This is a genomic window from Crossiella sp. NPDC003009 (assembly GCF_053591555.1).
Window position 1 is genome coordinate 68,101 of record NZ_JBSFUA010000027.1, and the last position, 23,296, is coordinate 91,396.

The following is a 23,296-nucleotide window of genomic DNA, read 5'->3' on the forward strand; positions in this document are numbered from 1 at the left end:
TCCGCGTGGCGGCACGACGGCGAATCACCCGATCTTGGTGCCGCGTTGTCCCCCCTTCCGGGGACGCGGTGTCAGAACGTAGACCGGATGGAGACCCGCAGCGCCGGAGTGGAGTAGCGACTGGTCCTCGTCTGCTCCAGCAGCTGCACGATCTGTGCCGCTACGCTCCGGTGATGGCTGTCGTGCAGGACGTCGTGCCTGCTCTCGGCCACGGTGACGAAGCGTGACCGGCGCAGCCGCAGAGCCAGCGTCCGGGCGGTGAGCGGCGGGCACAGCACGTCCGAGTCGCCGTGCAGCACCAGCACCGGCAGGTCCGGCCCACCGGCCAGCGCGGACTCGGCCAGCGCGGGCGGCACCGGGGTGCGCAGCAGCTCCCCGCGCCGCAGTCCCGCCTCGGCGGCCAGTTCGGCGCGCTGGTCCTCCCCGTGCAGGCGCAGTCGCAGCTCGTCGTCGAAGTCCAGCGTCTCGCCACCGGCGGGCAGCGCGCCGCCGGGCACACCGGCGGCGACGACCGCGCGCACCGAGGGCTCGAACCGCGCCGCGTGCAGCGCGAGCAGCGCGCCGGTGTCCGCGCCCAGCAGGTACAGCGTGCCCTGGGCCTCGGTGGCCGCCGCGTGCACGCGGGCCAGGGCGAGGGCCGGTTCTGGCTCGGGCAGGTCCACGACCCGCACCTGGTAGCCGTCGACCGCCAGCCGCGCGGTCAACCTCGAATAGCGGGCGGCGTGCTCGCCGCGGCCAGGCAGGACCACCAGGGTTCCCCGGTTCATGACTCGCACGCTAGGAATGGCGCGGCGGCCGGTCAATCTCGTCCCAGGGAACGGGATTCCCACAAATGCGGCGTTGACAGCGGCCGGTGGACCTGTTGCCATCAATGGCGTGTCCCATTCGACGCCTCTCGTCCGGCGCCGGCACGTCGACCTCGTCCGTGTCGCCGCTCAAGGCTGTCCGAACTCTCTCAGCTAGTCCCTGACCAGGACATCTTCACCTCATTCCGTTGGCATGCCGCCTTTTTTCGGCATGCCGGGAAATTCTTGATCTTTCTTTTCCGACCGGCTGGAGAGAGCTGTGTCCCTATCCACTCCCGAATCGTTGAAGTTCGCCTACTGGGTGCCGAATGTGAGCGGTGGCCTGGTCACCAGCGACATCGAACAACGCACCGACTGGGGCTATGAGTACAACCGGAAACTCGCCGTCCTCGCCGAGGACAACGGGTTCGAGTACGCGCTGAGCCAGGTCCGCTACATCGCCAGCTACGGCGCCGCCTACCAGCACGAGTCCACCAGTTTCAGCCTCGCGCTGCTGCTGGCCACCCAGCGGCTCAAGGTGATCGCCGCCGTGCACCCCGGGCTCTGGCAGCCCGGCGTGCTGGCCAAGCTGATCGCCACCGCCGACCACCTCTCCGGCGGCCGGGCCGCGGTGAACGTGGTCAGCGGCTGGTTCAAGGACGAGTTCACCAAGCTCGGCGAACCCTGGCTGGAGCACGACGAGCGCTACCGCCGCTCCGAGGAGTTCATCCGGGTGCTGCGCGAGATCTGGACCTCCGAGGCCGCCGAGTTCCGCGGCGACTTCTACCGACTGCACGACTTCGACCTCAAACCCAAACCCCTGGAGGTGCCGGACCGGCCGCACCCGGAGATCTTCCAGGGCGGCAACTCCACCGCCGCGCGCGCCATGGCCGGACGGGTCTCGGACTGGTACTTCAGCAACGGCAAGGACTTCGACGGGGTGACCGAGCAGGTCAGCGAGGTCAAGGGCGCGGCGGCGGCCAACGGGCGGACCGTCCGCTTTGGACTCAACGCCTTCCTCATCGCCAGGGACACCGAGGCCGAGGCGAAGGAGGTGCTGCGCGAGATCATCGCCAAGGCCAACGTGGAAGCCGTGCACGGGTTCCGGGACGCGGTCGCACAGGCCGGTCAGTCCACTTCGGACAAACGCGGGATGTGGGCGGACTCCAGCTTCGAGGACCTGGTGCAGTACAACGACGGCTTCCGCAGCAAGCTGATCGGCACCCCGGAGCAGATCGCGCAACGGATCGTGGCGTACAAGCGGCGCGGGGTGGACCTGCTGCTGCTCGGATTCCTGCACTACCTGGAAGAAGTCGAGTACTTCGGCAAGAACGTGCTGCCCATCGTCCGTGAGCTGGAAGCCGAGGCCGCCGACCGCGAGCCAGTCGGAACGGGAGTCTGAGCCATGACCAACACCGAAGCCCGCCCCGCGACCTTCGACAACCGCCCCCAGCCGCGCACCCCCGAGGAGTGGCTGGCCCGCGCGGGCGAGGTGGCCGCCATCCTCGCCGTGGACGCGGTCGCCCGCGACAAGGCGGGAGCCACCCCGTACGCGGAAGTCCAGCTGCTCAAGGACTCCGGCCTGGTCACCCTGCTCGCCCCGGCCGAACACGGTGGCGGCGGCCAGAACTGGGTCACCGCCTACCAGGTGATCCGCGAGGTGGCCAAGGCCGACGGCTCGATCGGTCAGCTGCTCGGCTACCACTACCTGTGGGCCTGGGCCGCCCGCCTGGTCGGCACCCCGGCGCAGATCGCCGCGGTGGAGGAGGCCGCGGCGAAGCACCGCTGGTTCTTCGGCGGCGCGGTCAACCCCAGGGACAACGACCTGGTGATCACCGACAACGGCGACACCATCGTCTACAACGGACGCAAGTCCTTCTCCACCGGCAGCAAGGTCTCCGACGTCACCGTGCTGGAAGGGGTGTTGCAGGGCACCGAGACGCACATCTTCGCCATCGTGCCCTCCGACCAGCCCGGCATCGTCTTCGGCGACGACTGGGACAACCTCGGGCAGCGGCTCACCGAGAGCGGCAGCGTGCAGATCCGCGACGTGCACGTGGACTGGGCCTCGGCGGCCGGGTTCGAGAACAAGGTGTTCCAGCCCAGGGTCTACAACACGATCAACGTGCCCGCGATCCAGCTGGTGTTCGTCAACTTCTACCTCGGCATCGCCAAGGGCGCGCTGGAGACCGCGGCCACCTACACCCGCGAGCACAGCCGGTCCTGGCTGTACTCCGCCTACGAGCGGGCCGTGGACGAGCCGCACGTGATCGACACCTACGGCGACCTGGCGAGCAAGCTGTGGGCGGTGGAAGCCCTCGCGGACCAGGTGGCCGTTGAGGCGCAAGGCATCCACGACGATCCGGACGCGCTCACCGAACGGCGGCGCGGCGAGCACGAGGTGCGGGTGGCCGCGGTGAAGGCCAGGGCGACCGAGGTCGCGCTGGAGGTGACCAACCGGATCTTCGAGGTGACCGGGGCGCGGGCCACCGCGTCGAGCCAGGGCCTGGACCGGTTCTGGCGCAACGTGCGCACGCACACCTTGCACGACCCGGTGGCCTACAAGCGGGCCGAGGTCGGGGTGTACGTGCTCCGCGACGAGATCCCCGCGCCCACCTGGTACTCATGACCACCATCCCAGCCTCGGCGTCGGTGCGGGTGATCCGCGGCGACGCCGAGGCGCTGGCGGTGGCGGCCCAGCTCGCGGCGAAGTTCGCGGCCGGGGCCGCCGACCGCGACGCGCACCGCAGGCTGCCCGAGGCCGAGCTGGCCGAGCTGTCGGCCAGCGGGCTGCTCGGCGTCACCGTGCCCGCCGCCCATGGTGGCGCCGACGTGGCCACCACCACCCTGGCCGAGGTGTTCCGGCTGCTGGCCGCCGCCGACCCCAACCTGGCGCAGATCCCGCAAAGCCACTTCGCCTACGTCAATGTGCTGCGCGCCCAGGGCAGTCCGGAACAGCAGCGGTTCTTCTTCGCCGAACTGCTGGCCGGCAAGCGTTTTGGCAACGCGCAGTCCGAGGCCGGGACCAAGCACGTGCAGGACTACCGGACCCGGCTGACCCCGGCCGGGCCGGGGGAGTTCACGCTGAACGGGATCAAGCACTACAGCACCGGCGCGCTGTTCGCGCACTGGATACCGGTGCTGGCCAAGGATCCCGAGGACCGGCTGCAGGTCGCCTACGTGCCTGCCGGCGCGCCTGGACTGTCCATTGTGGATGACTGGAACGGTATGGGACAGCGCACCACCGCCAGCGGCACCGTGCGGCTGGCGAAGGTGCGGGTGCCGGCCGGGCACGTGGTGCCGCACCACCGGACCTTCACCGGTCCACAGCTGCACGGCGCGGTGGCCCAGCTGCTGCACGCGGCCATCGACACCGGTATCGCCGGTGGCGCGCTGGCCGAGGCCGCGGAGTTCGTGCGCACCCGCAGCCGCCCGTGGTTCGAGAGCGGGGCCGAGCGGGCCGACGCCGATCCGTTGACCATCCAGCGCTTCGGCGAGCTGACCGTGGCGGTGCGCGGTGCGGAGGCGTTGCTGAGCACGGCGGCCGCCGAGGTCGACCGGGCCAGGGCGAACCTGGTCGACACCACCGCGGCCGCCGCCTCCCTCGCGGTGGCGGTGGCCAAGGTGGCCGCCGACCGGGCGGCCATCGAGGTGACCAACGCCCTGTTCGAGGTCGGCGGCACCCGCTCGGCGCTGGACGAGCTGAACCTGCACCGGCACTGGCGCAACGCCCGCACGCACACCCTGCACGACCCGGTGCGCTGGAAGATCCAGCACATCGGCCGCCACACCCTGACCGGCGAGCACCCGCCCCGGCACGGACTCATCTAGGGAGACCCGATGACCTCGATCCTGGTGATCTCCGGAAGTCCTTCCGCCACCTCAAGAACCGCCGCCCTGGTGGAGCGGCTCGCCGACCGGCTGGCCGGGCAGGAGCACCAGGTGCGCACGGTCGCGGTCCGAGAGCTGCCCGCCGAGTCGCTGCTGACCGCCGACGCCGCCGAACCCCGGATCGCCGAGGTGGTCGCGGAGATCCAGCGGGCGGACGGGCTGGTGGTGGCCTCGCCGGTGTACAAGGCGGCCTACACCGGGGTGCTCAAGTCGCTGCTGGACCTGTTGCCGCAGTTCGCCTTCACCGGCAAGGTGGTGCTGCCGCTGCTCACCGGCGGCAGCCCCGCGCACGTGCTGGCCCTGGACTACGCGCTGCGCCCGGTGCTCAACTCCCTCGGCGCGCACCACGTCACCCAAGGCTATTTCGTGCTGGACAAGCTCATCCAGCGCACCGACACCGGCATCACCCTCGCGCCGGAGGCGGAAACCGCCCTGCTGTCCATTGTGGACATATTCTCCGCCGCGGTGCACCGCCGCCACGGCGAACTGCTCGCGGCTAGCTGAGAAGGAACTCCGATGACCCTGACCTTCCACTGGTTCCTGCCCACCTACGGCGACAGCCGCTACCTGGTCGGCGGCGGCCACGGCGTGCACACCAGCACCGCCGGTGGCGCCCGCCCGGCCACCCTGGCCTACCTCGGGCAGATCGCGCGCAGCGCCGAACAGCTCGGCTTCGCCGGCGCGCTCACCCCGACCGGGGCCTGGTGCGAGGACGCCTGGCTGTCCACCGCGATGCTCACCGAGGTCACCGAGCGGCTGAAGTTCCTGGTCGCCTTCCGGCCAGGGCTGCTCTCGCCGACGCTGGCCGCGCAGATGGCCGCCACCTACCAGCGGCACTCCGGCGGGCGGCTGCTGCTCAACGTGGTCACCGGCGGCGAAAGCCAGGAACAGCGCGCGCACGGCGACTTCCTGACCAAGGACCAGCGGTACGCGCGCACCGGCGAGTTCCTGGACATCGTGGGCCGGTTGTGGCGCGGGGAACGGGTCAACCACACCGGAACCCACCTCGCGGTGGAGGGCGCGGAGCTGACCAGGGTGCCGGATCCGGTGCCGCCCATCTACTTCGGCGGCTCCTCGCCCGCCGCGGGCCAGGTCGCGGCCCGGCACGCCGAGGTCTACCTCACCTGGGGCGAGCCGCCCGAGCAGGTCGCGGAGAAGATCGCCTGGATCCGCGCGCTGGCCAGGGAACAGGGTCGCGTGCTCCGCTTCGGCGTCCGGCTGCACGTGATCGCCAGGGACACCGCGCGGCACGCCTGGGCCGAGGCGCAGCGGCTGCTGGACGCGCTGGACCCGGCCACCATCGCCTCGGTGCAGGAAGGCCTGGCTCGCAGCGAGTCCGAGGGGCAGCGACGGATGCGCGCGCTGCACGGCGGCTCCACCGACGGGCTGGAGATCTCGCCGAACCTGTGGGCCGGGGTCGGGCTGGTGCGCGGGGGAGCGGGCACCGCGCTGGTGGGCAGCCACGAGGAGGTCGCCGACCGGATCGCCGAGTACCACGCCCTGGGCATCGAGGAGTTCGTGCTCTCCGGGCACCCGCACCTGGAGGAGGCCTACTGGTTCGGCGAAGGGGTGCTGCCGGTGCTGGCCCGCAGAGGCCTGTGGCGCAACCCGTTCGTCCGATCGGAGCAGCACGCCGCCGCGATCCCGTTCGCCCAACAGGGAGTTGCGCGATGAGGTGATCTGTTCACACTCTTGACATGCCGAGTGGTCTAGTCCATTTTGGGTGCACGCCGGTCTCGGTGTGACCCGGATGACAGGGTCCGCGCCGAGAGCAACAACACCGCCGCCAAACGGTTGTCCGTTGCTCTTGAGGTGTGGAGGTTGTTGTGACGCGCAGACGTCGGCAACTGCTGGCAGGACTGGTAGCCGTGGCCACGGCCGCGCTGGGGCTGGGCGTCCCGGCCGCCGCGGCCGAGCCGAACCTGGTGGCCAACCCAGGGTTCGAGCAGAGCACCGCGGGCTGGACCTGCACCTCGGGCGGCGGCACGGTGACCACCCCGGTCCGGTCCGGCTCGGCCGCGCTGACCAGCACGCCCTCCGGGCAGGACAACGCCCGCTGCGCGCAGTCGGTGGCGGTCAAACCGAACTCCAGCTACACGCTCTCGGCCTGGGTGCAGGGCAGCTACACCTACCTCGGCGCCAGCGGCACCGGCACCACCGATGTGAGCACCTGGACCCACGGCGGCAACTCCTGGAGCCAGCTGAGCACCAAGTTCACCACCGGCGCGAACACCAGCCGGGTCACCGTGTACACGCACGGCTGGTACGGCACCGGCGCCTACTTCGTCGACGATGTGGCGCTGACCGGCCCGCCCGGCAGCGGCGACCCCGACCCGCAGGCCCCGGCCAGCCCGAGCGGCCTGACCGCCGGGTCGGCCACCAGCTCCTCGCTCTCGCTGAGCTGGACGGCGGTCAGCGGTGCGGCCGGTTATCACGTCTACCGCGGCGGTAGCCGGGTCGGCAGTGTCACCGGCACCTCCTACACCGACACCGGCCTGAGCCCGTCGACCAGCTACAGCTACCAGGTCAGCGCCTACAACACCGTCGGCGAGTCGGCCCGCTCGGCCACGGTCACCGGCACCACCACCGCCGAGGGCGGCAACCCCGGCGGCGCGCTGCCCAAGCGGATCCTCACCGGCTACTGGCAGAACTTCGTCAACGGCGCGGCCAACCTGCGGATCAGGGACATCGACCCGCAGTACGACCTGATCGCGATCGCCTTCGCCGACGCGCTCACCACCAGGCCCGGCGCGGTCGGCTTCAGCGTGGACCCCGGCCTGTCCAGCGCGCTGGGCGGCTACTCCGACGCGGACATGATCGCCGACATCGCGGCGAAACGGGCCCAGGGCAAGCGGTTCGTCTTCTCCATCGGCGGCGAGAAGGGCAACGTCGACTTCAGCAGCGCGGCCAACGTGAGCGCGTTCGTGGAGACGATGACCGCGCTGATCCGCAAGTTCGGCGTGGACGGGGTGGACATCGACCTGGAGCACGGGCTGCACGCGCAGAACGTGGCCAGCGCGGTCCGCCAGCTGCGCAACACCTTCGGCGCGAACTTCATCTACACCATGGCGCCGCAGACCCTGGACGTGCAGCCCAGCGGCCGGTACATGCCGCTGATCGAGGCCACCAAGGACATCCTGACCGTGGTGCACACCCAGTACTACAACTCCGGGTCGATGAACGACTGCAACGGCGGCGTGGTGAGTCAGGGCACCATCGACTTCATCACCGGGCAGGCCTGCATCCTGCTCAAGGTGCTGCGCCCGGACCAGGTGGCCCTCGGCCTGCCCGCCTCGACCCGGGGCGCGGGCAGCGGGTACGTCGCGCCCTCGGTGGTGAACAACGCGGTCAGCTGCCTGGCCAAGCTGCAGAACTGCGGCAGCTTCAAGCCGGCGAGCGCGGCGGCGAACCTGCGCGGCGTGATGACCTGGTCGATCAACTGGGACCACAGCAACGGCAAGCAGTTCGCCAACACGGTCAAGCCGCACCTGAACTCACTCGGCTGACCCGCCACTGACCGGCGGTCCGCGCAGCCGCACCTCCCATCCGGGTGCGCGGACCGCCCCTCACTCCCGCCACGCCACCAGGGGGACCCCATGCGCCTGCGCACGCTGCTACTCAGTTTCGCCTTGCTGCTCAACGTCTTCCTCGCTGTCCCGGCCACGGCGGCGGAGACCGGCGCGCGGATCATCCGCACCACCACGCTCTCCGAGCGCCTGGTGGAACTGGCCGTGCGCTCGGACGCCTTGGGCGGCAAGGAGGTCGGGGTCCGCGTCCTGCTGCCAACCGGCTACCGGGAGCAGCCGGGGCGGCGCTGGCCGACGCTGTTCCTGCTGCACGGCTGCTGCGAGGGCGAGACCGGATACCGGTCCTGGACGGTCAACATGGACGGCGCGGCGGCCACCGCGGACGCGCGGGCGCTGGTGGTGATGCCCGAGGGCGGAGCAGCGGGCTTCTACTCCAACTGGATTTCTGGCGGCCCGGCGTGGGAGCGATTCCACCTGGTGGAGCTGACCCGCTTGCTGGAAAAGGAGTTCCGGGCGAACCAGCGCCGCGCGGTGGCCGGGCTGTCCATGGGCGGCTTCGGCGCACTGTCCTACGCGGCAAGGCATCCCGGGTTCTTCAGCTACGCCGCGGCCTACAGCGGCGTGGTGCACACCCGCTACCAAGGCGCGCGCAGCACCGACCTGGTGCAGCGGATCCTCACCGAGCGCGGCTTCGACAAGAACGCGCTGTGGGGCGATCCCGTTGCCCAAGAACGGATCTGGCGCGCGCACAACCCGTTCGACCTGGCCGCCCGGCTGCGCCACACCCCGGTCTATCTGTCCACAGGGGACGGTCGGCCGGGCCCGCTGGACCCGCCGGGGTCGGGCGAGGACTGGGTGGAGGAGCTGCTCGGCGAGCAGACCGTGTCGCTGGCGGAAGAGTTGCGGCGCAACGGTGTGCGGGTGAGCACGGACCTCTACGGGGCCGGTCGCCACAACTGGCCCTACTGGGAACGCGCCCTGAAGCGTTCCCTGCCGCTGCTGCTCCGCGCCATCGGCGGCTGACTCTGATCCCTGCGCAGAGCTTGAAGGAGCCACCATGAAACGTCTCATCGGACTCGCCCTGGCCGCGGTGGTCGCGGGCGCGCTCGCCCTGTTCGCCCCAGCCCCGCAAGCCGAAGCCGCGGCCTGCGCCGCCGCGTGGAACGCCGGCCAGCAGTACAACGGCGGCGCCCAGGTCTCGCACAACGGCCACAACTACGCCGCGAAGTGGTGGACCCAGAACGAAACCCCTGGCGGCGCCCAGGTCTGGGCCGACCAGGGCGCCTGTGACGGCGGCGGCGGTCCGGGCACTCCGACCTGCAACCACCCGAACTGGGTGGCCGGCCAGTTCTACGCCGCGGGCTCGATCGTGCGCTACACCGACGGCAAGTACTACCGCGCCAAGCACGAGAACCCGGGCTACGACCCGGTGATCAGCACCTGGTACTGGGAGCCGTACTCCTGCGGCGGCGACCCCGGCCCCGGCAACCCCGGCGCGTTCGTGGTCAGCGAGGCCCAGTTCAACCAGATGTTCCCGAGCCGGAACCCCTTCTACACCTACCAGGGCCTGCTCAACGCGGTCGCCGCGTTCCCCGGCTTCGCCAAGACCGGCACCGACGAGGTCCGCAAGCAGGAGGCCGCGGCCTTCCTGGCCAACGCCAACCACGAGACCGGCGGCCTGGTGCACATCGTGGAGCAGAACACCGCGAACTACCCGCACTACTGCGACCGCAGCCAGCCCTACGGCTGCCCAGCGGGCCAGGCCGCCTACTACGGCCGCGGCCCGATCCAGCTCAGCTGGAACTTCAACTACAAGGCGGCCGGCGACGCGCTCGGCATCGACCTGCTGAACAACCCGTACCTGGTGCAGAACGACCCGGCGGTGGCCTGGAAGACCGCGCTCTGGTACTGGAACACGCAGAACGGACCGGGCACCATGACGCCGCACTACGCGATGGTCAACGGCCACGGGTTCGGGCAGACGATCCGGAGCATCAACGGATCCCTGGAGTGCGATGGCAAGAACCCGGCGCAGGTGCAGAGCCGGGTCAGCGCCTACCAGCGCTTCACCGGGATCGTCGGAGTCGCTCCGGGCGGGAACCTGTACTGCTGACCGTGCGGTGACGCCCCGGCCCGGCGATCGCGGTCGCCGGGCCGGGGCTGGTCAGTCGCCACCGGCAAGCGTCCCCGAACCGGGGACCGGCCGATCGCCACCGGCAAGCGTCGCCGAACCGGCGGCCGGCCGATCGCCACCGGCCATCGCGGCCAGCCGGGTGGCCAGCCGTCCCATGGCCGCGCGCAGCTCCGGCGGTTCCAGGACCTCCGCGGGAAAGCCCAGCCGCGCCACGTGCACCGCGATCCAGTCCAGGTCCACGCCGCCGACCACCAGCACGCAACACCCGTCGCCGTCCTCCTCCACCCGCCCCACCTGCGGCGGCACCAGCTCGCGGATCCGCCCGGCCGGGGCGTGCACCCGCACCCTGGCCACATGCCGGTACGGTGCCTCGGCCACCGAGTGCTGCACGTAGGCGGCCGGATCCGGGTGTTCCCTGGGACGGAAGCGCCAGGTGGTGGCGGTCAGCTCGCGCATGCGGTCCAGGCGGAAGGTGCGCCAGTCCGCGCGGCCGGTGTCCCAGGCCATCAGGTACCAGCGGCGCTGGGTGGCCACCAGGCGGACCGGCTCGACCGTGCGTTCGGCTTCCGCGCCACCGCGGGCGGCGTAGCGGAACCGGACTCGGACGGCGTCCCGGCAGGCGCGGGCCAGCGTCATCAGCAGCTCGGCGTCGATCTCGATCCCCGGCCCCAGCAGGAGGTCGGTGGCCTGCTGCACCGCGTGCACCTCGGCCCGCAACCGGGGCGGCATCACCTGGTCCAGCTTGGCCAGCGCGCGCAACGCCGCCTCACCCGCGCCGGCGACCGTGCCGCCCGCGGCCAGCCGCAGGGAGACCGCGGTGGCGATCGCCTCCTCGTCGTTGAACAGCAGCGGCGGCAGCCGGGTGCCCGCGCCGAGCTGGTAGCCGCCGCCGACCCCGGAGGTGGCGTGCACCGGGTAGCCGACGGCGCGCAGCCGCTCCACGTCCCGGCGGATCGAACGGCCGGTGACCCCCAGTTCGGCGGCCAGCTCGGTGGCGGTCCAGGACGGCCTGCGCTGCAACAGCTCCAGCAGCCGCAGCACTCGCTCGGTGGTCGCCTCCACGGACACCCACCCATCGTGGCACGAATCGCGGAAGGCAGCTGTCCGCTATCTGCGGCAGGCTGACCGCCATGACCGAGTCCTGGAACCACCTGCTCCGCGACCAGCTCAGCTGGCACTGGACCCAGCAGCTGCGCCCACGCCTCGACGGACTCACCGACGAGGAGTACTTCTGGGAGCCCGCGCCCGGCTGCTGGAACGTGCGCCCGCGTGGCACCGGCACCGCGTCGATGCCGGGCGGCTCCGGCGCGATGACCATCGACTTCGCCGTGCCCGAGCCCGACCCGCCGCCGCTGACCACCATCGCCTGGCGGCTCGCGCACGTCATCGTCGGCGTGTTCGCGATGCGCGACGCCGCGCACTTCGGCGGCCCGCCCACCGACTACTTCGCCTTCGACTACGCCCCGACCGCGGCCACCGCCCTGGAGCAGCTCGACGCCGGGTACGCCAGGTGGCTGGCCGGGGTCGAGTCCCTGGGCGAAGCCGGTCTCGCCCGCCCGTGCGGGGAGGCCGAGGGCCAGTACGCCGAGCATCCGCTGGCCGCGCTGGTCCTGCACATCAACCGTGAAGCGATCCACCACCTGGCCGAGGTCTGCCTGCTCCGCGACCTCTACCGGCATACCCGACAGGAGACGAGCTGACATGGCCCGCGACGTCCAGATCACCTTCGACTGCGCCGACCCGGCCGCACTGGCCGCGTTCTGGGCCGACACCCTCGGCTACCGCGTCCAGGACCCGCCGCAGGGCTTCGACTCCTGGCCGCAGGCGCTGACCGCGTTCGGCATCCCGCCCGAACGCCACAACGACGCCTCGGCGGCGATCGACCCGGATGGCGCGGGGCCGCGGCTGTTTTTCCAGCGCGTGCCGGAGGGCAAGCAGGCGAAGAACCGGGTGCACCTCGACGTGCGCGCCGCTCCGGGACTGGCGGGGGAGGAACGGATGGCGGCGTTGGAAGAAGCGGCCGAGCGGCTCGTCGCCCGCGGGGCCACCCGGGTGTCCCGGCACGAGCCCGAGCCGCCGCTGGCCGGAGGTCACATCATCATGACCGACCCCGAGGGCAACGAGTTCTGCCTGGACTGACCGGTGCCCGGAGTCGCGGCCGCCCGCCGCGACTCCGCTACGCCGTTCTCGTCCTGAGCGCGACGGCCTTGCGCGCCAACGGTTCCACCACGCGTGCGGCCACCGGCCCGAACACCGCCATCAGCAGCACGTAGGCCGTGGCCAGTGGCGCCAGCTGCGAGTCCACCGCCCCGGAGGCCACCGCCAGCCCGGCGATCACGATGGAGAACTCACCGCGCGCCACCAGTGCCGAGCCCGCTCTGAGCCTGCCGAGTCTGGCGATGCCCTGCTGCCCGGCGGCGAACCAGCCGGTGAGCATCTTCGTCGCCGTGGTCACCACCGCCAGCGCCACCGCCACGCCGAGCACCGGCGGGACGTCGCGCGGGTCGGTGTTCAGGCCGAAGACCACGAAGAAGACCGCGGCGAACAGGTCGCGCAGGGGCTCCAGGAGCTTGGTGGCGTTCTCCGCGGTGGAGCCGGAGATGGCGATGCCGAGCAGGAAGGCGCCGACCGCGGCGGAGACCTGGAGCTGCGAGGCCAGGCCCGCGACCAGCAGGGCCAGGCCCAGCACCCGGAGCAGGAAGACCTCGGGGTCGGGGCTGTCGACCATGGCCGAGACGTAGCGGCCGAACTTGATCGCGATGAGCAGCACCACCGTGACCGCGAACAGGGCGATGCCCACAGTGGACAGTCCGCCCCAGAAGCTGACCCCGGCCAGCAGCGCGGTCAGGATCGGCAGGTAGACCGCCATCGCCAGGTCCTCGAAGACCAGGATGGACAGCACCACCGGGGTCTCCCGGTTGCCGAGGCGGCCGAGGTCGCCCAGCACCTTGGCCACGATGCCGGAGCTGGAGATGTAGGTGACCCCGCCCATGGCCAGCGCGCCGATCGGGCCCCAGCCGAGGATCAGCGCGGCCGCGACCCCGGGGGTGGCGTTGAGCACCAGGTCGACCACGCCGGCCAGCCAGGACCGTTTGAGGCCGGTGACCAGCTCGTTCGCCGAGTACTCCAGGCCGAGCAGTAACAGCAGCAGCACCACGCCGATCTCGGCGGCGATGCCGGTGAACTCCTCGATGCCGGTCAGCGGGATCAGGCCGCCCTTGCCGAAGGCGACCCCGCCGATCAGGTACAGCGGGATGGGGGAGACGCCGATCTTCCAGGCCAGCCGGCCGAGCAGGCCAAGGCCGAAGAACACCGCGCCCAGCTCGATCAGGGCCAACGCCGTGTGGTGCATCGAGCTCAGCCCTTGTCGAGGATGTCCGCCGCGGCCTTGAGGCCCGGACCGGTGCCCACGACCACGAGCAGGTCGCCGCCGCCGAGGATGAAGTCCGGTTTGGGGGAGGGGTGCACGGTGCCCGCGCGCACCACCGCGACGATGGACACGCCGGTGCGGCTGCGCAGCTGGGTGTCGCCCATGGGCCGCCCGTCGAACGGCGTGCCCGGCGCGAGCGGCAGCTGCTTGGTGGTGACCCCGGCGAGCTCGTTCTGCTCCGCGCGCAGCTGCGCCACCAGCTGGGGCGCGCCCAGCAGGCTGGCCAGCGCACCGGCCTCCTCGGTGGAGAGCGGGATGGAGGCGACACAGGAGTCCGGATCGTCCGACTTCGACGCGATCAGCTCGAAGTGGCCGTCCCGGTGGGTGATCACCCCGATCCGGCGGCCGGTCTTGGTCAGGAAGTCCTGACGAGTGCCAATTCCAGGCAGGGGCGTGACCTCGACATGCACGTTTCCACCCTAACTCTTCCGGTGCTCACTCCGGTGCTTGCGTAATCCATAGTCGGCTATATATCTTTACCATCGTCAGGTGAGCCTCCGACGGCACGACTCCTATCAGCTGCTCGCCGCCTTCAAGCGGTGGCGGCGGCCGCTGGACTCGTTGCTGGGGGAGGCTGGCCTGTCCGCGGGGCAGGACTTCCTGCTCGACGAGCTGTGGCAGGAGGACGGCCTGTGTCAGGCGGAACTGGTGCGACGGCTCGGGGTCGAGCAGCCCACGGTGGCCAAGGCGGTGAAACGCCTGGAGGCCGCGGGGTTCCTGCGTCGTGGCGCGCACGAGCGGGACGCGCGCAAGGTGCGGATCTGGCTCACCGAACGCGGCCGCGCGGCCCGTCCGGCGGTCGAGGCGGCCTGGCTGGAGGCGGAACAACGCCTCGGCGCGGGGCTGACCCTGGCCGAGCGGGCGGAACTGGTGCGGCTACTGAGGCGCAGCTTCGGTGGTGAGTGATTAACCACTCATGCCTGCGGCGGCGTAGCGGTGGCGGCGCGTTCTATGAGTGATCGACCACTCTATGTCCTGCCGCTCCCGACAGCTCGCTCGGGCACCAATGAGTGGTCAGCCACTCACGCCCGGCCAAGGTGAGTGGCTGACCGCTCACAGTTCGACACCTTGCTCACGGTCCCGCGAATGCTCGCGGCTTTGCACCTAGCTCGGGTTTCAAGCTCGGCGCGGATTCGTTCTTCGCTCGCGGAGCCGCGCTTGCTCGGATCCGTACCTCGCCTGCGGCCTGACGCCGTGCGCGAACTCGTGCCTCACCCAAGAGGCTCGCGCTCGCTCACGGGGCTGGCACCGCGCTCGGGCTTGTGTCTCGCTTGCGGGGCTCGGACCGCGGTGGAGTCGTGTCTCGCTTGCGGGGTTTAGGTCGCGGTTGGAGTCGTGTCTCGCTTGCGGGGCTCGGGTCGAGGTCGGACTCGTGTCTCGCTTGCAGGACTGGGGCCGTGGCCGGACTCCTGTCTCGCTTGCAGGGCTCGGGCCGTGGCCGGACTCGTGCCTTGTTCGCGGGACTCGCGCCGTGCCGACTCGTGTCTCGCTTGCGGGCTCGGGTCGAGGTCGGACTCGTGTGTCGCTTGCGGGACTCGCGCCGTGCCGGATCGGTACCGTCGGCGGCCGCGCCGTGCTCGGATTCGTGCCTCGCCAACGAGGCACGGGCGGTGCCCGGATTCGTGCTCCGCTCGCGGACCTGTGCCGTGCTCGAATCCGCGCCCAGTGCATGGACCCACGCCGTGCTCGAAGCTGCGTCTCGCCCGCGGCCGAACTGTGATTGATTAACCACTCATGACGGCATGAGTGGTTAATCAATCACAAACATGCCTGTCTCTGACCAATTATATAGCCGACTATCTATCTGGGGAGATCATCATGACAAAGCACACGACAACAGCGCTGGTCACCGGGGGCGCGGGGCTCCTGGGCTCGGCCATCACCCGGGCGTTGAGCGGGGCTGGCCACCGAGTCGTCATCACCTACCAGCGCGACGCCGACCGAGCCGAAGCACTCGCCGCCGAGCTCCGCACCGACGGCACTCCCACCCTCGCCCTGCCCTTCGACCTGGCCGACCCCACCGCCGCCCGCACCCTCCTGCACACCATCGACCAGTCCGGATTCGGCCCCGTCAACATCCTGGTGAACAACGCGGTCCCCCAAACCGACGCCCGCCGCCTCGACTTCACCACCTTCGCCGAAGCCGAGGACGCCAGCTGGCGGAACCTGGTGCGGCACAACGTCGAGGGCACCCTCGACCTGATCCGCGCCGTCCTGCCCGGCATGCGCGCCGCCGGTCCCGGCCGCATCGTCTCCATCTCCTCCAACCTGGTGCACGCGGGCATGCCCGGCGCGGTCGCCTACACCGCGGCCAAGGCCGCCCTGCACGGTGCCTCGCGCAGTCTGGCCTGGGAGGTTGGGCGGGACGGGATCACCGTCAACCTGGTCACGTCCGGTCTGATCGCCTCCGAACGGGCCGAGCGGATGCTCGGTGACGCGATCGCCGGGGTGACGGCGGGCACGCCGATCGGCAGACTGGTCACCGCGGCCGAGGTCGCCGCGGCGGTGGGCTTCCTGGTCTCGCCGGGGGCGGCCGGCATCACCGCGGCCGAGATCGTCGTCGACGGCGGCAAGAACTGACGCCGGGGATGTGACCGCTGCCACCTCCGCCCGGACCTGGAATCCGTGCTGGTGGACCGATTTCCGTGTCGCGGCAACGGCATCGGGGACTACCGGACCGGCAGTTCCGTTGTGGCTGGTGCGGGCGGGTCCGGGCGGAGGCGGCACAATATCCGGCGGACCTTTGTTGGGGTAGGCGAGGAGGGCTCACGGTGACACAGGGCGTGCGTGGCGTGGTGGCAGTGGACGGTCCGGCTGGCACCGGCAAGTCCACGGTCACCCGGCGGCTCGCGACCGCGCTCGGCGCCCGGTACCTGGACACCGGCGCGATGTACCGCGCCGCCACCCTCGCCGTGCTGCGCGCCGGAGTCGACCCGAACGACGCGGAGAAGGTGCTCGCCGTGGTCGAGTCCACCCGCATGCTGGTGGGCACCGACCCGCTCGCGCCGACCATCGAGCTGGCCGATCCCGACCCGGCCGACCTGGAGCGCACCGAGGACGTGGCCGCCGAGATCCGCGGCCCCGAGGTCACCCTCGCGGTGTCCCCGGTCTCCGCGGTGCCCGAGGTGCGCGCGCTGATCGTGGGCCAGCAGCAGCGGATCATCGCCGAGGTGGTGGCCGGCGGCGGCCGGATCGTGGCTGAGGGCCGCGACATCGGCACCACGGTCGCCCCCGACGCCGACCTCAAGATCTACCTGACCGCCTCGGCCGAGGCCCGCGCCCAGCGCCGGGTCGACCAGGACGCCCGCGCCGGCCGGGCCGTCTCGGTGGAGGCGACCCTGGCCGACGTGCGGCGCCGGGACACCTACGACTCGACCCGCAAGGCCTCGCCGCTGCGCAAGGCCGAGGACGCGGTCGAGGTCGACACCACCGAACTGGACATCGACGGCGTGGTCACCCGCCTCGTCGAGCTGGCCGAGGCACACGGACTGAGCGCGGTGCCGGAGCGGACCGGGCCGTGACCGGACACCCCAGCGGCCTGCCCGAGGGCGCCTGGCCCTGGTTCAACGACCTGTGCCGCGGCATCGGCACCGTGGTCGCGCGCACCCCGTTCCGGCTGCACCTGCACCACCGGGAGCGGATTCCGCGCACCGGAGCGGTGGTCATGGTGGCCAACCACACCGCCTTCCTGGACGGTCCCGTACTGTTCTGTGTGCTCGGTCGTCGATCGGTGTTCCTGGTCAAGCACGAACAGTTCCAGGGCCCGCTCGGCAAGTTCCTGCGGCGGCTCGGCCAGCTGCCGGTGCGCCGCGGCGCACCGGACCGGACGCCGCTGCTGACCGCGGTGCGGCTGCTGCGCGAAGGCGAAGGCCTGGTTGGCGTGTTCCCGGAGGGCACCCGGGGCACCGGTGAGGTGGTCAAGGCGGCCAACGGCGCGGCCTGGCTCGCCCGATCGGGTGGCGCTCTGGTGCTGCCCGTGGCCTGCCGGGGTTTCCGTCGTCCGGAAGGATCGGGTCGCCGGTTCCGGCCGCGGGTGGATGTGCTCTTCGGCACGCCGTTCGCGCTGCCGCCCGGCAAGGGCAAGACCGCCCTGACCGAGGCGACCGAGTTGGTCCGCGGCCGGCTGGCCGAACTGGTCGCGGAGTTGGACGTGATGCGTGCCGGGTACCCGGGCAACGCCGAGCAGCAAGAAGGAGACAGCGCGTGAGCCTGGACGGCACATGGACTGATGAGGCCGACTGGGCCGCGGTGGAGAACGCGGCCGAGGACGGCGACCTGGCCGACGGCGCCAAGCCGTTGCCGGTACTGGCCGTGGTCGGCCGCCCCAACGTGGGCAAGTCGACCCTGGTCAACCGCATCCTGGGCCGCCGCGAGGCGGTCGTGCAGGACGTGCCCGGGGTGACCCGCGACCGGGTGACCTACGAGGCGATGTGGAACGGCCGCAAGTTCAACGTGGTCGACACCGGTGGCTGGGAGCCCGACGCCAGTGGCCTGCAGGCCGCGGTGGCCGCGCAGGCCGAGTTCGCCATGCGCACCGCGGACGCGATCATGCTGGTGGTGGATGCCACCGTCGGCGCCACCACCACCGAGGAGACCGTGGCCCGGCTGCTCCGCCGCGCCGACCGCCCGGTGATCCTGGTGGCCACCAAGGTCGACGACGACCGCCTCAACGCCGACGTGGCCTCGCTGTGGTCGCTGGGCCTCGGCGAGCCGTTCCCGGTCAGCGGTCTGCACGGCCGGGGCAGCGGTGACCTGCTGGACAAGGTCCTGGAGACCCTGCCGGAGAGCCCGCGCGACGACTTCCGCGCCCCCGTCGGCGGCCCGCGCCGGGTCGCCCTGGTGGGCAGGCCCAACGTGGGCAAGTCGAGCCTGCTGAACAAGCTGGCCGGCGAGCAGCGCTCGGTGGTGCACGACGTCGCGGGCACCACGGTCGACCCGGTCGACTCCCTGATCGAGCTGGACGACGAGGTCTGGCGCTTCGTGGACACCGCGGGCTTGCGCAAGCGGGTGAACTTCGCGCAGGGCGCCGAGTACTACGCGTCACTGCGCACGCACTCGGCCATCGAGACCGCCGAGGTCGCCATCGTGCTGCTGGACGCCAGCACCCCGATCAGCGAGCAGGACCAGCGCGTCATCACCATGGTCGTCGAAGCCGGCCGCGCCCTGGTGCTGGCCTTCAACAAGTGGGACCTGGTCGACGAGGACCGCCGCCTGGCCATGACCAGGGAGCTCGAACGCGACCTCAAGCGCATCCCGTGGGCCGAGCGGGTCAACATCTCCGCGCACACCGGCCGCGCGGTGGCCAAGCTGGCCCCCGCCCTGCGCACCGCGCTGAACTCCTGGGAACGCCGCATCCCGACCGGCCAGCTCAACTCCTGGCTGGCCGACCTGATCGCGGCCACCCCGCCCCCGGTCCGCAGCGGCAAGCAGCCCAAGGTGCTCTTCGCCACCCAGGCCGGGGTCCGCCCGCCGACGCTGGTGCTGTTCACCTCCGGGTTCCTGGAGGCGAGCTACCGCCGGTTCATCGAGCGCAAGTTCCGCGAGCAGTTCGGCTTCACCGGCACCCCGGTGCAGGTCTCGGTCCGGGTCCGCGAGAAGCGCAAGAAGTAGCTCGGATGTGGTGCGCGGCGGTCAGTCGCCGCGCACCACGTCAAGCTCGGCTTCGATGGTGTCGATCGCGCCGGGCAGCACCCTGGCCAGCTCGCCCACCGAGACGTCCAGCTGGTGCTCTTGGATCGCCCGCGCGATCAGCTGCGCCGCCCGCTCCGACACGCGCTGGTCGATCAGGAACCCGGCGATCGAGATCAGGAGTCCGGGCCAGGTCGCGGCCTGCTCGGCCTTCTCGACCAGGCGGTCGCGCCGGTCGGGGTCCAACTGGACGCCGGCCAGCAGCAAGATCGACTGCACCCGGGCATCCGGCGCGGTGATGTCCTGCACGAGCTGCTCGGCACGACGAAGATCACCGCGATCCAGCAACAGCCGGACGCACTCGCCCAACGCCCGGCTCCGGTAGGTGTGGTCAGGCATCGCCTGGGCCAGCGCCTCGGCCCGGTCGAACTCGCCCACGGTGGCGAAGCCGATGACGACCTCGGCCAGCGCCCTCGAACTGTCGCCGCCCAGCGCCTCCTCGGCGACCCGCTCCGCCTCCGTCATCAGCGCTCTGGCTCGCTGTTGGTCGCCGAGCCTGGCCTGACCCAGCGCGGCCGAGGTCAGCGCTTCGACCCGCACCCGGTGCACGGTCAGGGTCCGCGTGACGGCGACCGCCCGTTCGGCCAGCTCAGCCGCCCGCGGACCCTCGTGCCGGGCCATGCTCTCGACCATCCGCGCGAGCAGCTCCTCCGCGAACTCGTCCTCCTCGCGATCGGCGGTGGCGTCGACCTCGTCGATCAGCTCGGCCGCACCCCGTGCGGTGTGCGCGTCCGCGATGTCCAGCAGGCACCAGTACCTGGCCCGCTGGGTGGGGATCGACCGGGCGATCTCCTCGGCCCGCGGCAGGTCACCGGCTTGGACCAGGCTGTCCACGAGGCTGGTGGCTGCCACGTCCTGCCAGTCCGTGGGCACCCTGGCGGCGAACGCCCTGGCCTCGTCGAACTCGCCCGCCTCGAGCAGGGCGGCAGCCAGCTGGCACAGCAGGAACCCGCGGCCGACGCCGTCATCGCCACCCCTGGCCAGGGGCTCGGCCTTGCGGACGAGATCGGCGGCCCGTGCGTTGTCCTCGGCCTTGAGACAGGCCTTGGCGGTGGCCAGCAGTGTCTCCGCCTGGCGGAACCGGTCACCACGGGTCCGGACCCGCGTGTACGCCTCGCTGGTCAGCGCGAACGTCTGGTCCACCGCTCCCCGGCGCGCCCGTGCCAGCGCCACGGAGACCAGCGCGGCCGTGTTGATCCCGGAGTCGTCGATGGCGCGGGCGATGTCCTCGGCTCGGTCCAGGTCGTCGAGCCGCACCAGGGCCGTGGTGATTTGTGCCTGGGCGAGCGACCTGTCGTAGCTCTCCTCGATGGTGCTGGCGAGGGCGATGGCCTCGGAGATGCAGTCGGCCAGGGCCGGGGCGACCCGCGCCAGCGCCTCGACCTGCGTGCCGCGGTCGGTGATGTCCTGGATCGCCGCTCGGCTCCCCAGCAGGTCGTGCTCGCGCGCGAGCGCGACGGCGACCTCGCACAGAGCGCCGTCGCGCTGGTGCCGGTCGGGGATGTCGGCGGCGACCAGCGCTGCCTGCCGGGTGTCTCCGCACCTCACCAGCACTGTGGCCAGGTTCTTCCGCGGCTCGTCCTGTTCGTCCTCGGGTAGCGACGGCAGCAGCGCTCCGGCCTCCTCGGCGAGCCGCCGCCCGCCGTCCAGGTCACCGGTGCGGGCGCGGATCTCGGCGAGGTCGAGCAACAGTGCGGCCCGGTCCGCCTGGTCGGCGACGGCCCGGACCTCCGGCTCGGCGTCGGCGATGATCTCGGTGACCAGCTCTACCTCGCCGCACCGGGACCGTGCCGCCGCGATGTCGACCAAGCGCCAGGGCCGGTCCGTGGCGGACACCCGGTCTTCGATCTCCGCCATCAGGGCGGCCGCCCGGTGCTGGTCGCCGATCCTGGTGAATGCCTCCCACACCGACAGCAGGTCACTGAAGCGGCTGGCGCGGGCCAGTGCCGTGGCCTCCTCCAGCAGGTTGGCCGCCCGAGCGCGATCTTCCCGCCCGGCGAGGGCCTCCGCGAGCGAGATCCGCCCGTCGACGCCGTCCGACGAGCTGAGGAACCGCAGCAGTGCCTCGGCGCGGTGGACCTGGCCCACCATCGCCCAGGCCGCCGGGAGGTCGGCCGGGATGTCGTTGTGGCGGTCGTTGAGGTGGTCGCGGTGGATGGCCAGCCGGGTGATCGCGGTCAGGTCCGGCGGGTCCTGCTCGACCTGGGCCGCCAGCACCGAGACGATCTCTGCCAGCGCGGCGCTGTCGCTGCCCGAGTAGTCGTGCAGGCGTTCCTGCCGCGCCGGGTCGGTGACCAGCGCGGTCAGCCGGGGCAGGTCGCCGGTCGCGGTGAGCATGGTGTGGTAGCCGCGGACCAGGTACTCCGGTGTGCCGGGCGGCCAGCGCCGGTCGCGGTAGGTGTCGGACCAGGTGTGCAGGCGGTCGCGGTAGGCGGCCAGGCGGGTGGGGCCCAGCATGTCCTGGGCGGTGAGCTGGAGTTCTTCGTGGCCCAGCAGGAAGACCTCGGGGGCGGTGCCGGGGTGGTAGTAGAGGTCGCGGCGGGCGAAGCTGCGGCCGGTGACCGTGGTCAGGTGGTGGCCGACCTCCCAGGCCGAGCAGTCGGTGAGCTCGGCCAGGTCGTCGCGGGTGAGGCCGCCGCCGGCGGCGGTGATCAGGCCAAGGAGATCCTGTTCGAGCGGGGTGCCGCGGAGCAGGCCGTGCAGGTCGCGCTCCATCTCGTGCCGGATGGCCTGGGCGGCGGGGGAGGGGTCCAGGGCACGGACGACCTCGCGGGCGCGCAGCGGGTGGTGCGGCGGGACGTCGGCGGGGACCGGCGGGTTGGGGCGGCCCGCGACGATCACGCGCATACCGGCTGGGGGATCGGCGGGCAGCAGCGCGGCGATGCTGTGCGCGTCGGGGCCGGTGGTGACGCCCCGGTCCTCGTCCAGGCCGTCGACCAGCAGGACCAGGTGTTCGCCGCGGTCCCGGCAGAGCTGGGCGGCGGTGTCCAGCAGGCCCAGCAGGTGCGGTTCGCGGGTGGCTTCGGTGAGGAACGGGGGGACGGTTTCGCCGAGCAGCGCGAGGAGTTGTTCGAGCAGGTTGTCGATGAATGCCGACCGGTTGTTCTGACCGGCCAGGCGGGCGGTGATGAAGAAGGAGACCAGTCGCACCCCGGGCGGCGGGTTGAGCACGAACCAGGACAGCAGCGCGGTCTTGCCGGACCACGGGCCCGCCTGCCACCAGCGGTAGGCGCCCGAGGTGTCCGGAGAAGTGCAGAAGGCGGCCAGTTCGGCCAGTTCCTGGTCGCGGTCAAGGAGTTCCGGGGGCGCGATTCGCTGGACCTGGTGCCGGTAGTTGGTGCGCACCGGGACGCCGGTCAGCAGGTTGACGTCGCCGATGTGCACGCCGGTGTTGGCGAAACCGCCCGCGCTGGCCGTGGCCGGGCCGCTGTGGTCGACCTCGACCCGCCGGGGGCGGGGCTGGTCAGTCAAGCCGGATCCCGGTGCTGGCGTCACCGCCGTTGGCCTTCGCCTCGCCGGTGTTCCGCACGTCGGCAGTGGTCCCGGACTTGCCGCGGAAACCGGTGTTCGCGCTGCCCCCGCCGCTGGCGGTCGCCTTGCCGGTGCCGGAGACGCGGATCGAGCCACCGGCCTTGGGCGAGCGCAGGGCGGTCCACACCGCGACGCCGACCGCGGCCACCGCACCGAGGGCCGAGGCGGCGGTGGCGATCTTGTTGGCGTCCTCCCAGCGGATGACCGCGAGCCACACCAGCAGTCCCGCGACCGCGAGGAAGGTGATGATCAGGACGACCGGACCGCTCTTCATGCTCCTACCCTCGCACGCCCGCTCCCGCGGGGGCGC

At 71.6% G+C, this 23,296-nt stretch carries 21 protein-coding genes; 15 read left to right on the forward strand and 6 right to left on the reverse strand.

Annotation, left to right across the window (positions count from 1 at the left end):
* Positions 1–71: 71 nt before the first annotated feature.
* The gene (locus ACWDY5_RS25595) at positions 72–767 is read right to left on the reverse strand and encodes an alpha/beta hydrolase (protein WP_449724700.1); all 696 of its coding nucleotides are present in this window, start codon (positions 765–767) and stop codon (positions 72–74) included.
* A 298-nt stretch (positions 768–1,065) separates the two neighbouring features.
* Here ACWDY5_RS25595 and sfnG point away from each other — a divergent pair, with 298 nt between their 5' ends.
* From sfnG to ACWDY5_RS25635, 8 genes are all read left to right on the forward strand, one after another.
* Complete coding sequence (gene sfnG / locus ACWDY5_RS25600) at positions 1,066–2,187, forward strand: dimethylsulfone monooxygenase SfnG (RefSeq protein ID WP_449724701.1); 1,122 nt, start codon at positions 1,066–1,068, stop codon at positions 2,185–2,187.
* A gap of 3 nt (positions 2,188–2,190) precedes the next feature.
* Positions 2,191–3,414 (forward strand): acyl-CoA dehydrogenase family protein, encoded by a 1,224-nt coding sequence (locus tag ACWDY5_RS25605; RefSeq protein ID WP_449724702.1) that lies wholly within the window; start codon positions 2,191–2,193, stop codon positions 3,412–3,414.
* A complete protein-coding gene (locus ACWDY5_RS25610) occupies positions 3,411–4,616 on the forward strand; it encodes an SfnB family sulfur acquisition oxidoreductase (RefSeq protein WP_449724703.1) in 1,206 nt (401 codons plus the stop codon). Before ACWDY5_RS25605 ends, ACWDY5_RS25610 begins: the two co-directional genes overlap by 4 nt.
* Positions 4,617–4,625: 9 nt before the next feature.
* Entirely contained in the window at positions 4,626–5,180 is a 555-nt protein-coding gene (ssuE, locus tag ACWDY5_RS25615; protein ID WP_449724704.1) for an NADPH-dependent FMN reductase, read from the forward strand.
* 12 nt (positions 5,181–5,192) lie between these two features.
* Positions 5,193–6,350 (forward strand): LLM class flavin-dependent oxidoreductase, encoded by a 1,158-nt coding sequence (locus ACWDY5_RS25620; RefSeq protein ID WP_449724705.1) that lies wholly within the window; start codon positions 5,193–5,195, stop codon positions 6,348–6,350.
* A 152-nt stretch (positions 6,351–6,502) separates the two neighbouring features.
* Entirely contained in the window at positions 6,503–8,182 is a 1,680-nt protein-coding gene (locus ACWDY5_RS25625) for a chitinase (protein WP_449724706.1), read from the forward strand.
* Positions 8,183–8,272: 90 nt separating this feature from the next.
* Entirely contained in the window at positions 8,273–9,226 is a 954-nt protein-coding gene (locus tag ACWDY5_RS25630; RefSeq protein WP_449724707.1) for an alpha/beta hydrolase, read from the forward strand.
* A gap of 34 nt (positions 9,227–9,260) precedes the next feature.
* Positions 9,261–10,316 (forward strand): glycoside hydrolase family 19 protein, encoded by a 1,056-nt coding sequence (locus tag ACWDY5_RS25635; RefSeq protein WP_449724708.1) that lies wholly within the window; start codon positions 9,261–9,263, stop codon positions 10,314–10,316.
* Positions 10,317–10,367: 51 nt separating this feature from the next.
* Here the strand turns inward: ACWDY5_RS25635 and ACWDY5_RS25640 are convergent, their stop codons facing one another.
* Positions 10,368–11,405: a helix-turn-helix transcriptional regulator gene (locus ACWDY5_RS25640; RefSeq protein ID WP_449724709.1), complete on the reverse strand. Its 1,038-nt coding sequence runs from the start codon at positions 11,403–11,405 to the stop codon at positions 10,368–10,370.
* 62 nt (positions 11,406–11,467) lie between these two features.
* On the opposite strand from ACWDY5_RS25640, the gene ACWDY5_RS25645 reads away from it, so the two are divergent.
* Together ACWDY5_RS25645 and ACWDY5_RS25650 are read left to right on the forward strand one after the other, a co-directional pair.
* Positions 11,468–12,037 (forward strand): DinB family protein, encoded by a 570-nt coding sequence (locus tag ACWDY5_RS25645; RefSeq protein ID WP_449724710.1) that lies wholly within the window; start codon positions 11,468–11,470, stop codon positions 12,035–12,037.
* Between the two features lies 1 nt (position 12,038).
* Positions 12,039–12,476: a VOC family protein gene (locus ACWDY5_RS25650; protein ID WP_449724711.1), complete on the forward strand. Its 438-nt coding sequence runs from the start codon at positions 12,039–12,041 to the stop codon at positions 12,474–12,476.
* 37 nt (positions 12,477–12,513) lie between these two features.
* Here the strand turns inward: ACWDY5_RS25650 and ACWDY5_RS25655 are convergent, their stop codons facing one another.
* Entirely contained in the window at positions 12,514–13,689 is a 1,176-nt protein-coding gene (locus ACWDY5_RS25655) for a cation:proton antiporter (RefSeq protein WP_449724712.1), read from the reverse strand.
* Positions 13,690–13,694: 5 nt separating this feature from the next.
* Positions 13,695–14,177: a cation:proton antiporter regulatory subunit gene (locus ACWDY5_RS25660; protein ID WP_283664507.1), complete on the reverse strand. Its 483-nt coding sequence runs from the start codon at positions 14,175–14,177 to the stop codon at positions 13,695–13,697.
* Between the two features lie 79 nt (positions 14,178–14,256).
* On the opposite strand from ACWDY5_RS25660, the gene ACWDY5_RS25665 reads away from it, so the two are divergent.
* The 5 genes from ACWDY5_RS25665 to der all read left to right on the forward strand — a co-directional run bounded on the left by ACWDY5_RS25665 (position 14,257) and on the right by der (position 19,377).
* Complete coding sequence (locus ACWDY5_RS25665) at positions 14,257–14,673, forward strand: MarR family winged helix-turn-helix transcriptional regulator (protein ID WP_449724713.1); 417 nt, start codon at positions 14,257–14,259, stop codon at positions 14,671–14,673.
* 912 nt (positions 14,674–15,585) lie between these two features.
* On the forward strand, positions 15,586–16,347 hold the full coding sequence (locus ACWDY5_RS25670) for an SDR family NAD(P)-dependent oxidoreductase (protein WP_449724714.1): 762 nt from the start codon (positions 15,586–15,588) through the stop codon (positions 16,345–16,347).
* Between the two features lie 191 nt (positions 16,348–16,538).
* Positions 16,539–17,288, forward strand: coding sequence for a (d)CMP kinase (cmk, locus tag ACWDY5_RS25675; RefSeq protein ID WP_449724715.1), 750 nt, complete (start codon positions 16,539–16,541; stop codon positions 17,286–17,288).
* Entirely contained in the window at positions 17,285–17,974 is a 690-nt protein-coding gene (locus tag ACWDY5_RS25680) for a lysophospholipid acyltransferase family protein (RefSeq protein WP_449724716.1), read from the forward strand. The genes cmk and ACWDY5_RS25680 overlap by 4 nt, the downstream gene beginning before the upstream one ends.
* 41 nt (positions 17,975–18,015) lie before the next feature.
* A complete protein-coding gene (der, locus tag ACWDY5_RS25685) occupies positions 18,016–19,377 on the forward strand; it encodes a ribosome biogenesis GTPase Der (protein WP_449724732.1) in 1,362 nt (453 codons plus the stop codon).
* A 21-nt stretch (positions 19,378–19,398) separates the two neighbouring features.
* Here der and ACWDY5_RS25690 read toward each other — a convergent pair whose 3' ends face one another.
* Positions 19,399–22,926: a hypothetical protein gene (locus ACWDY5_RS25690; protein ID WP_449724717.1), complete on the reverse strand. Its 3,528-nt coding sequence runs from the start codon at positions 22,924–22,926 to the stop codon at positions 19,399–19,401.
* On the reverse strand, positions 22,919–23,260 hold the full coding sequence (locus tag ACWDY5_RS25695) for a hypothetical protein (protein ID WP_449724718.1): 342 nt from the start codon (positions 23,258–23,260) through the stop codon (positions 22,919–22,921). The genes ACWDY5_RS25690 and ACWDY5_RS25695 overlap by 8 nt, the downstream gene beginning before the upstream one ends.
* Between the last annotated feature and the right edge of the window lie 36 nt (positions 23,261–23,296).

What these genes read in the sequence shown, in the direction of transcription:
- ACWDY5_RS25635 (WP_449724708.1), top strand. Translation starts at nt 9,261, where the DNA reads ATGAAACGTCTCATCGGACTCGCCCTGGCCGCGGTGGTCGCGGGCGCG.
- ACWDY5_RS25620 (WP_449724705.1), top strand. Translation starts at nt 5,193, where the DNA reads ATGACCCTGACCTTCCACTGGTTCCTGCCCACCTACGGCGACAGCCGC.
- ACWDY5_RS25650 (WP_449724711.1), top strand. Translation starts at nt 12,039, where the DNA reads ATGGCCCGCGACGTCCAGATCACCTTCGACTGCGCCGACCCGGCCGCA.
- ACWDY5_RS25670 (WP_449724714.1), top strand. Translation starts at nt 15,586, where the DNA reads ATGACAAAGCACACGACAACAGCGCTGGTCACCGGGGGCGCGGGGCTC.
- ssuE (WP_449724704.1), top strand. Translation starts at nt 4,626, where the DNA reads ATGACCTCGATCCTGGTGATCTCCGGAAGTCCTTCCGCCACCTCAAGA.
- ACWDY5_RS25610 (WP_449724703.1), top strand. Translation starts at nt 3,411, where the DNA reads ATGACCACCATCCCAGCCTCGGCGTCGGTGCGGGTGATCCGCGGCGAC.
- ACWDY5_RS25595 (WP_449724700.1), bottom strand. Translation starts at nt 767, where the DNA reads ATGAACCGGGGAACCCTGGTGGTCCTGCCTGGCCGCGGCGAGCACGCC.
- ACWDY5_RS25645 (WP_449724710.1), top strand. Translation starts at nt 11,468, where the DNA reads ATGACCGAGTCCTGGAACCACCTGCTCCGCGACCAGCTCAGCTGGCAC.
- ACWDY5_RS25630 (WP_449724707.1), top strand. Translation starts at nt 8,273, where the DNA reads ATGCGCCTGCGCACGCTGCTACTCAGTTTCGCCTTGCTGCTCAACGTC.
- ACWDY5_RS25655 (WP_449724712.1), bottom strand. Translation starts at nt 13,689, where the DNA reads ATGCACCACACGGCGTTGGCCCTGATCGAGCTGGGCGCGGTGTTCTTC.
- ACWDY5_RS25695 (WP_449724718.1), bottom strand. Translation starts at nt 23,260, where the DNA reads ATGAAGAGCGGTCCGGTCGTCCTGATCATCACCTTCCTCGCGGTCGCG.
- ACWDY5_RS25605 (WP_449724702.1), top strand. Translation starts at nt 2,191, where the DNA reads ATGACCAACACCGAAGCCCGCCCCGCGACCTTCGACAACCGCCCCCAG.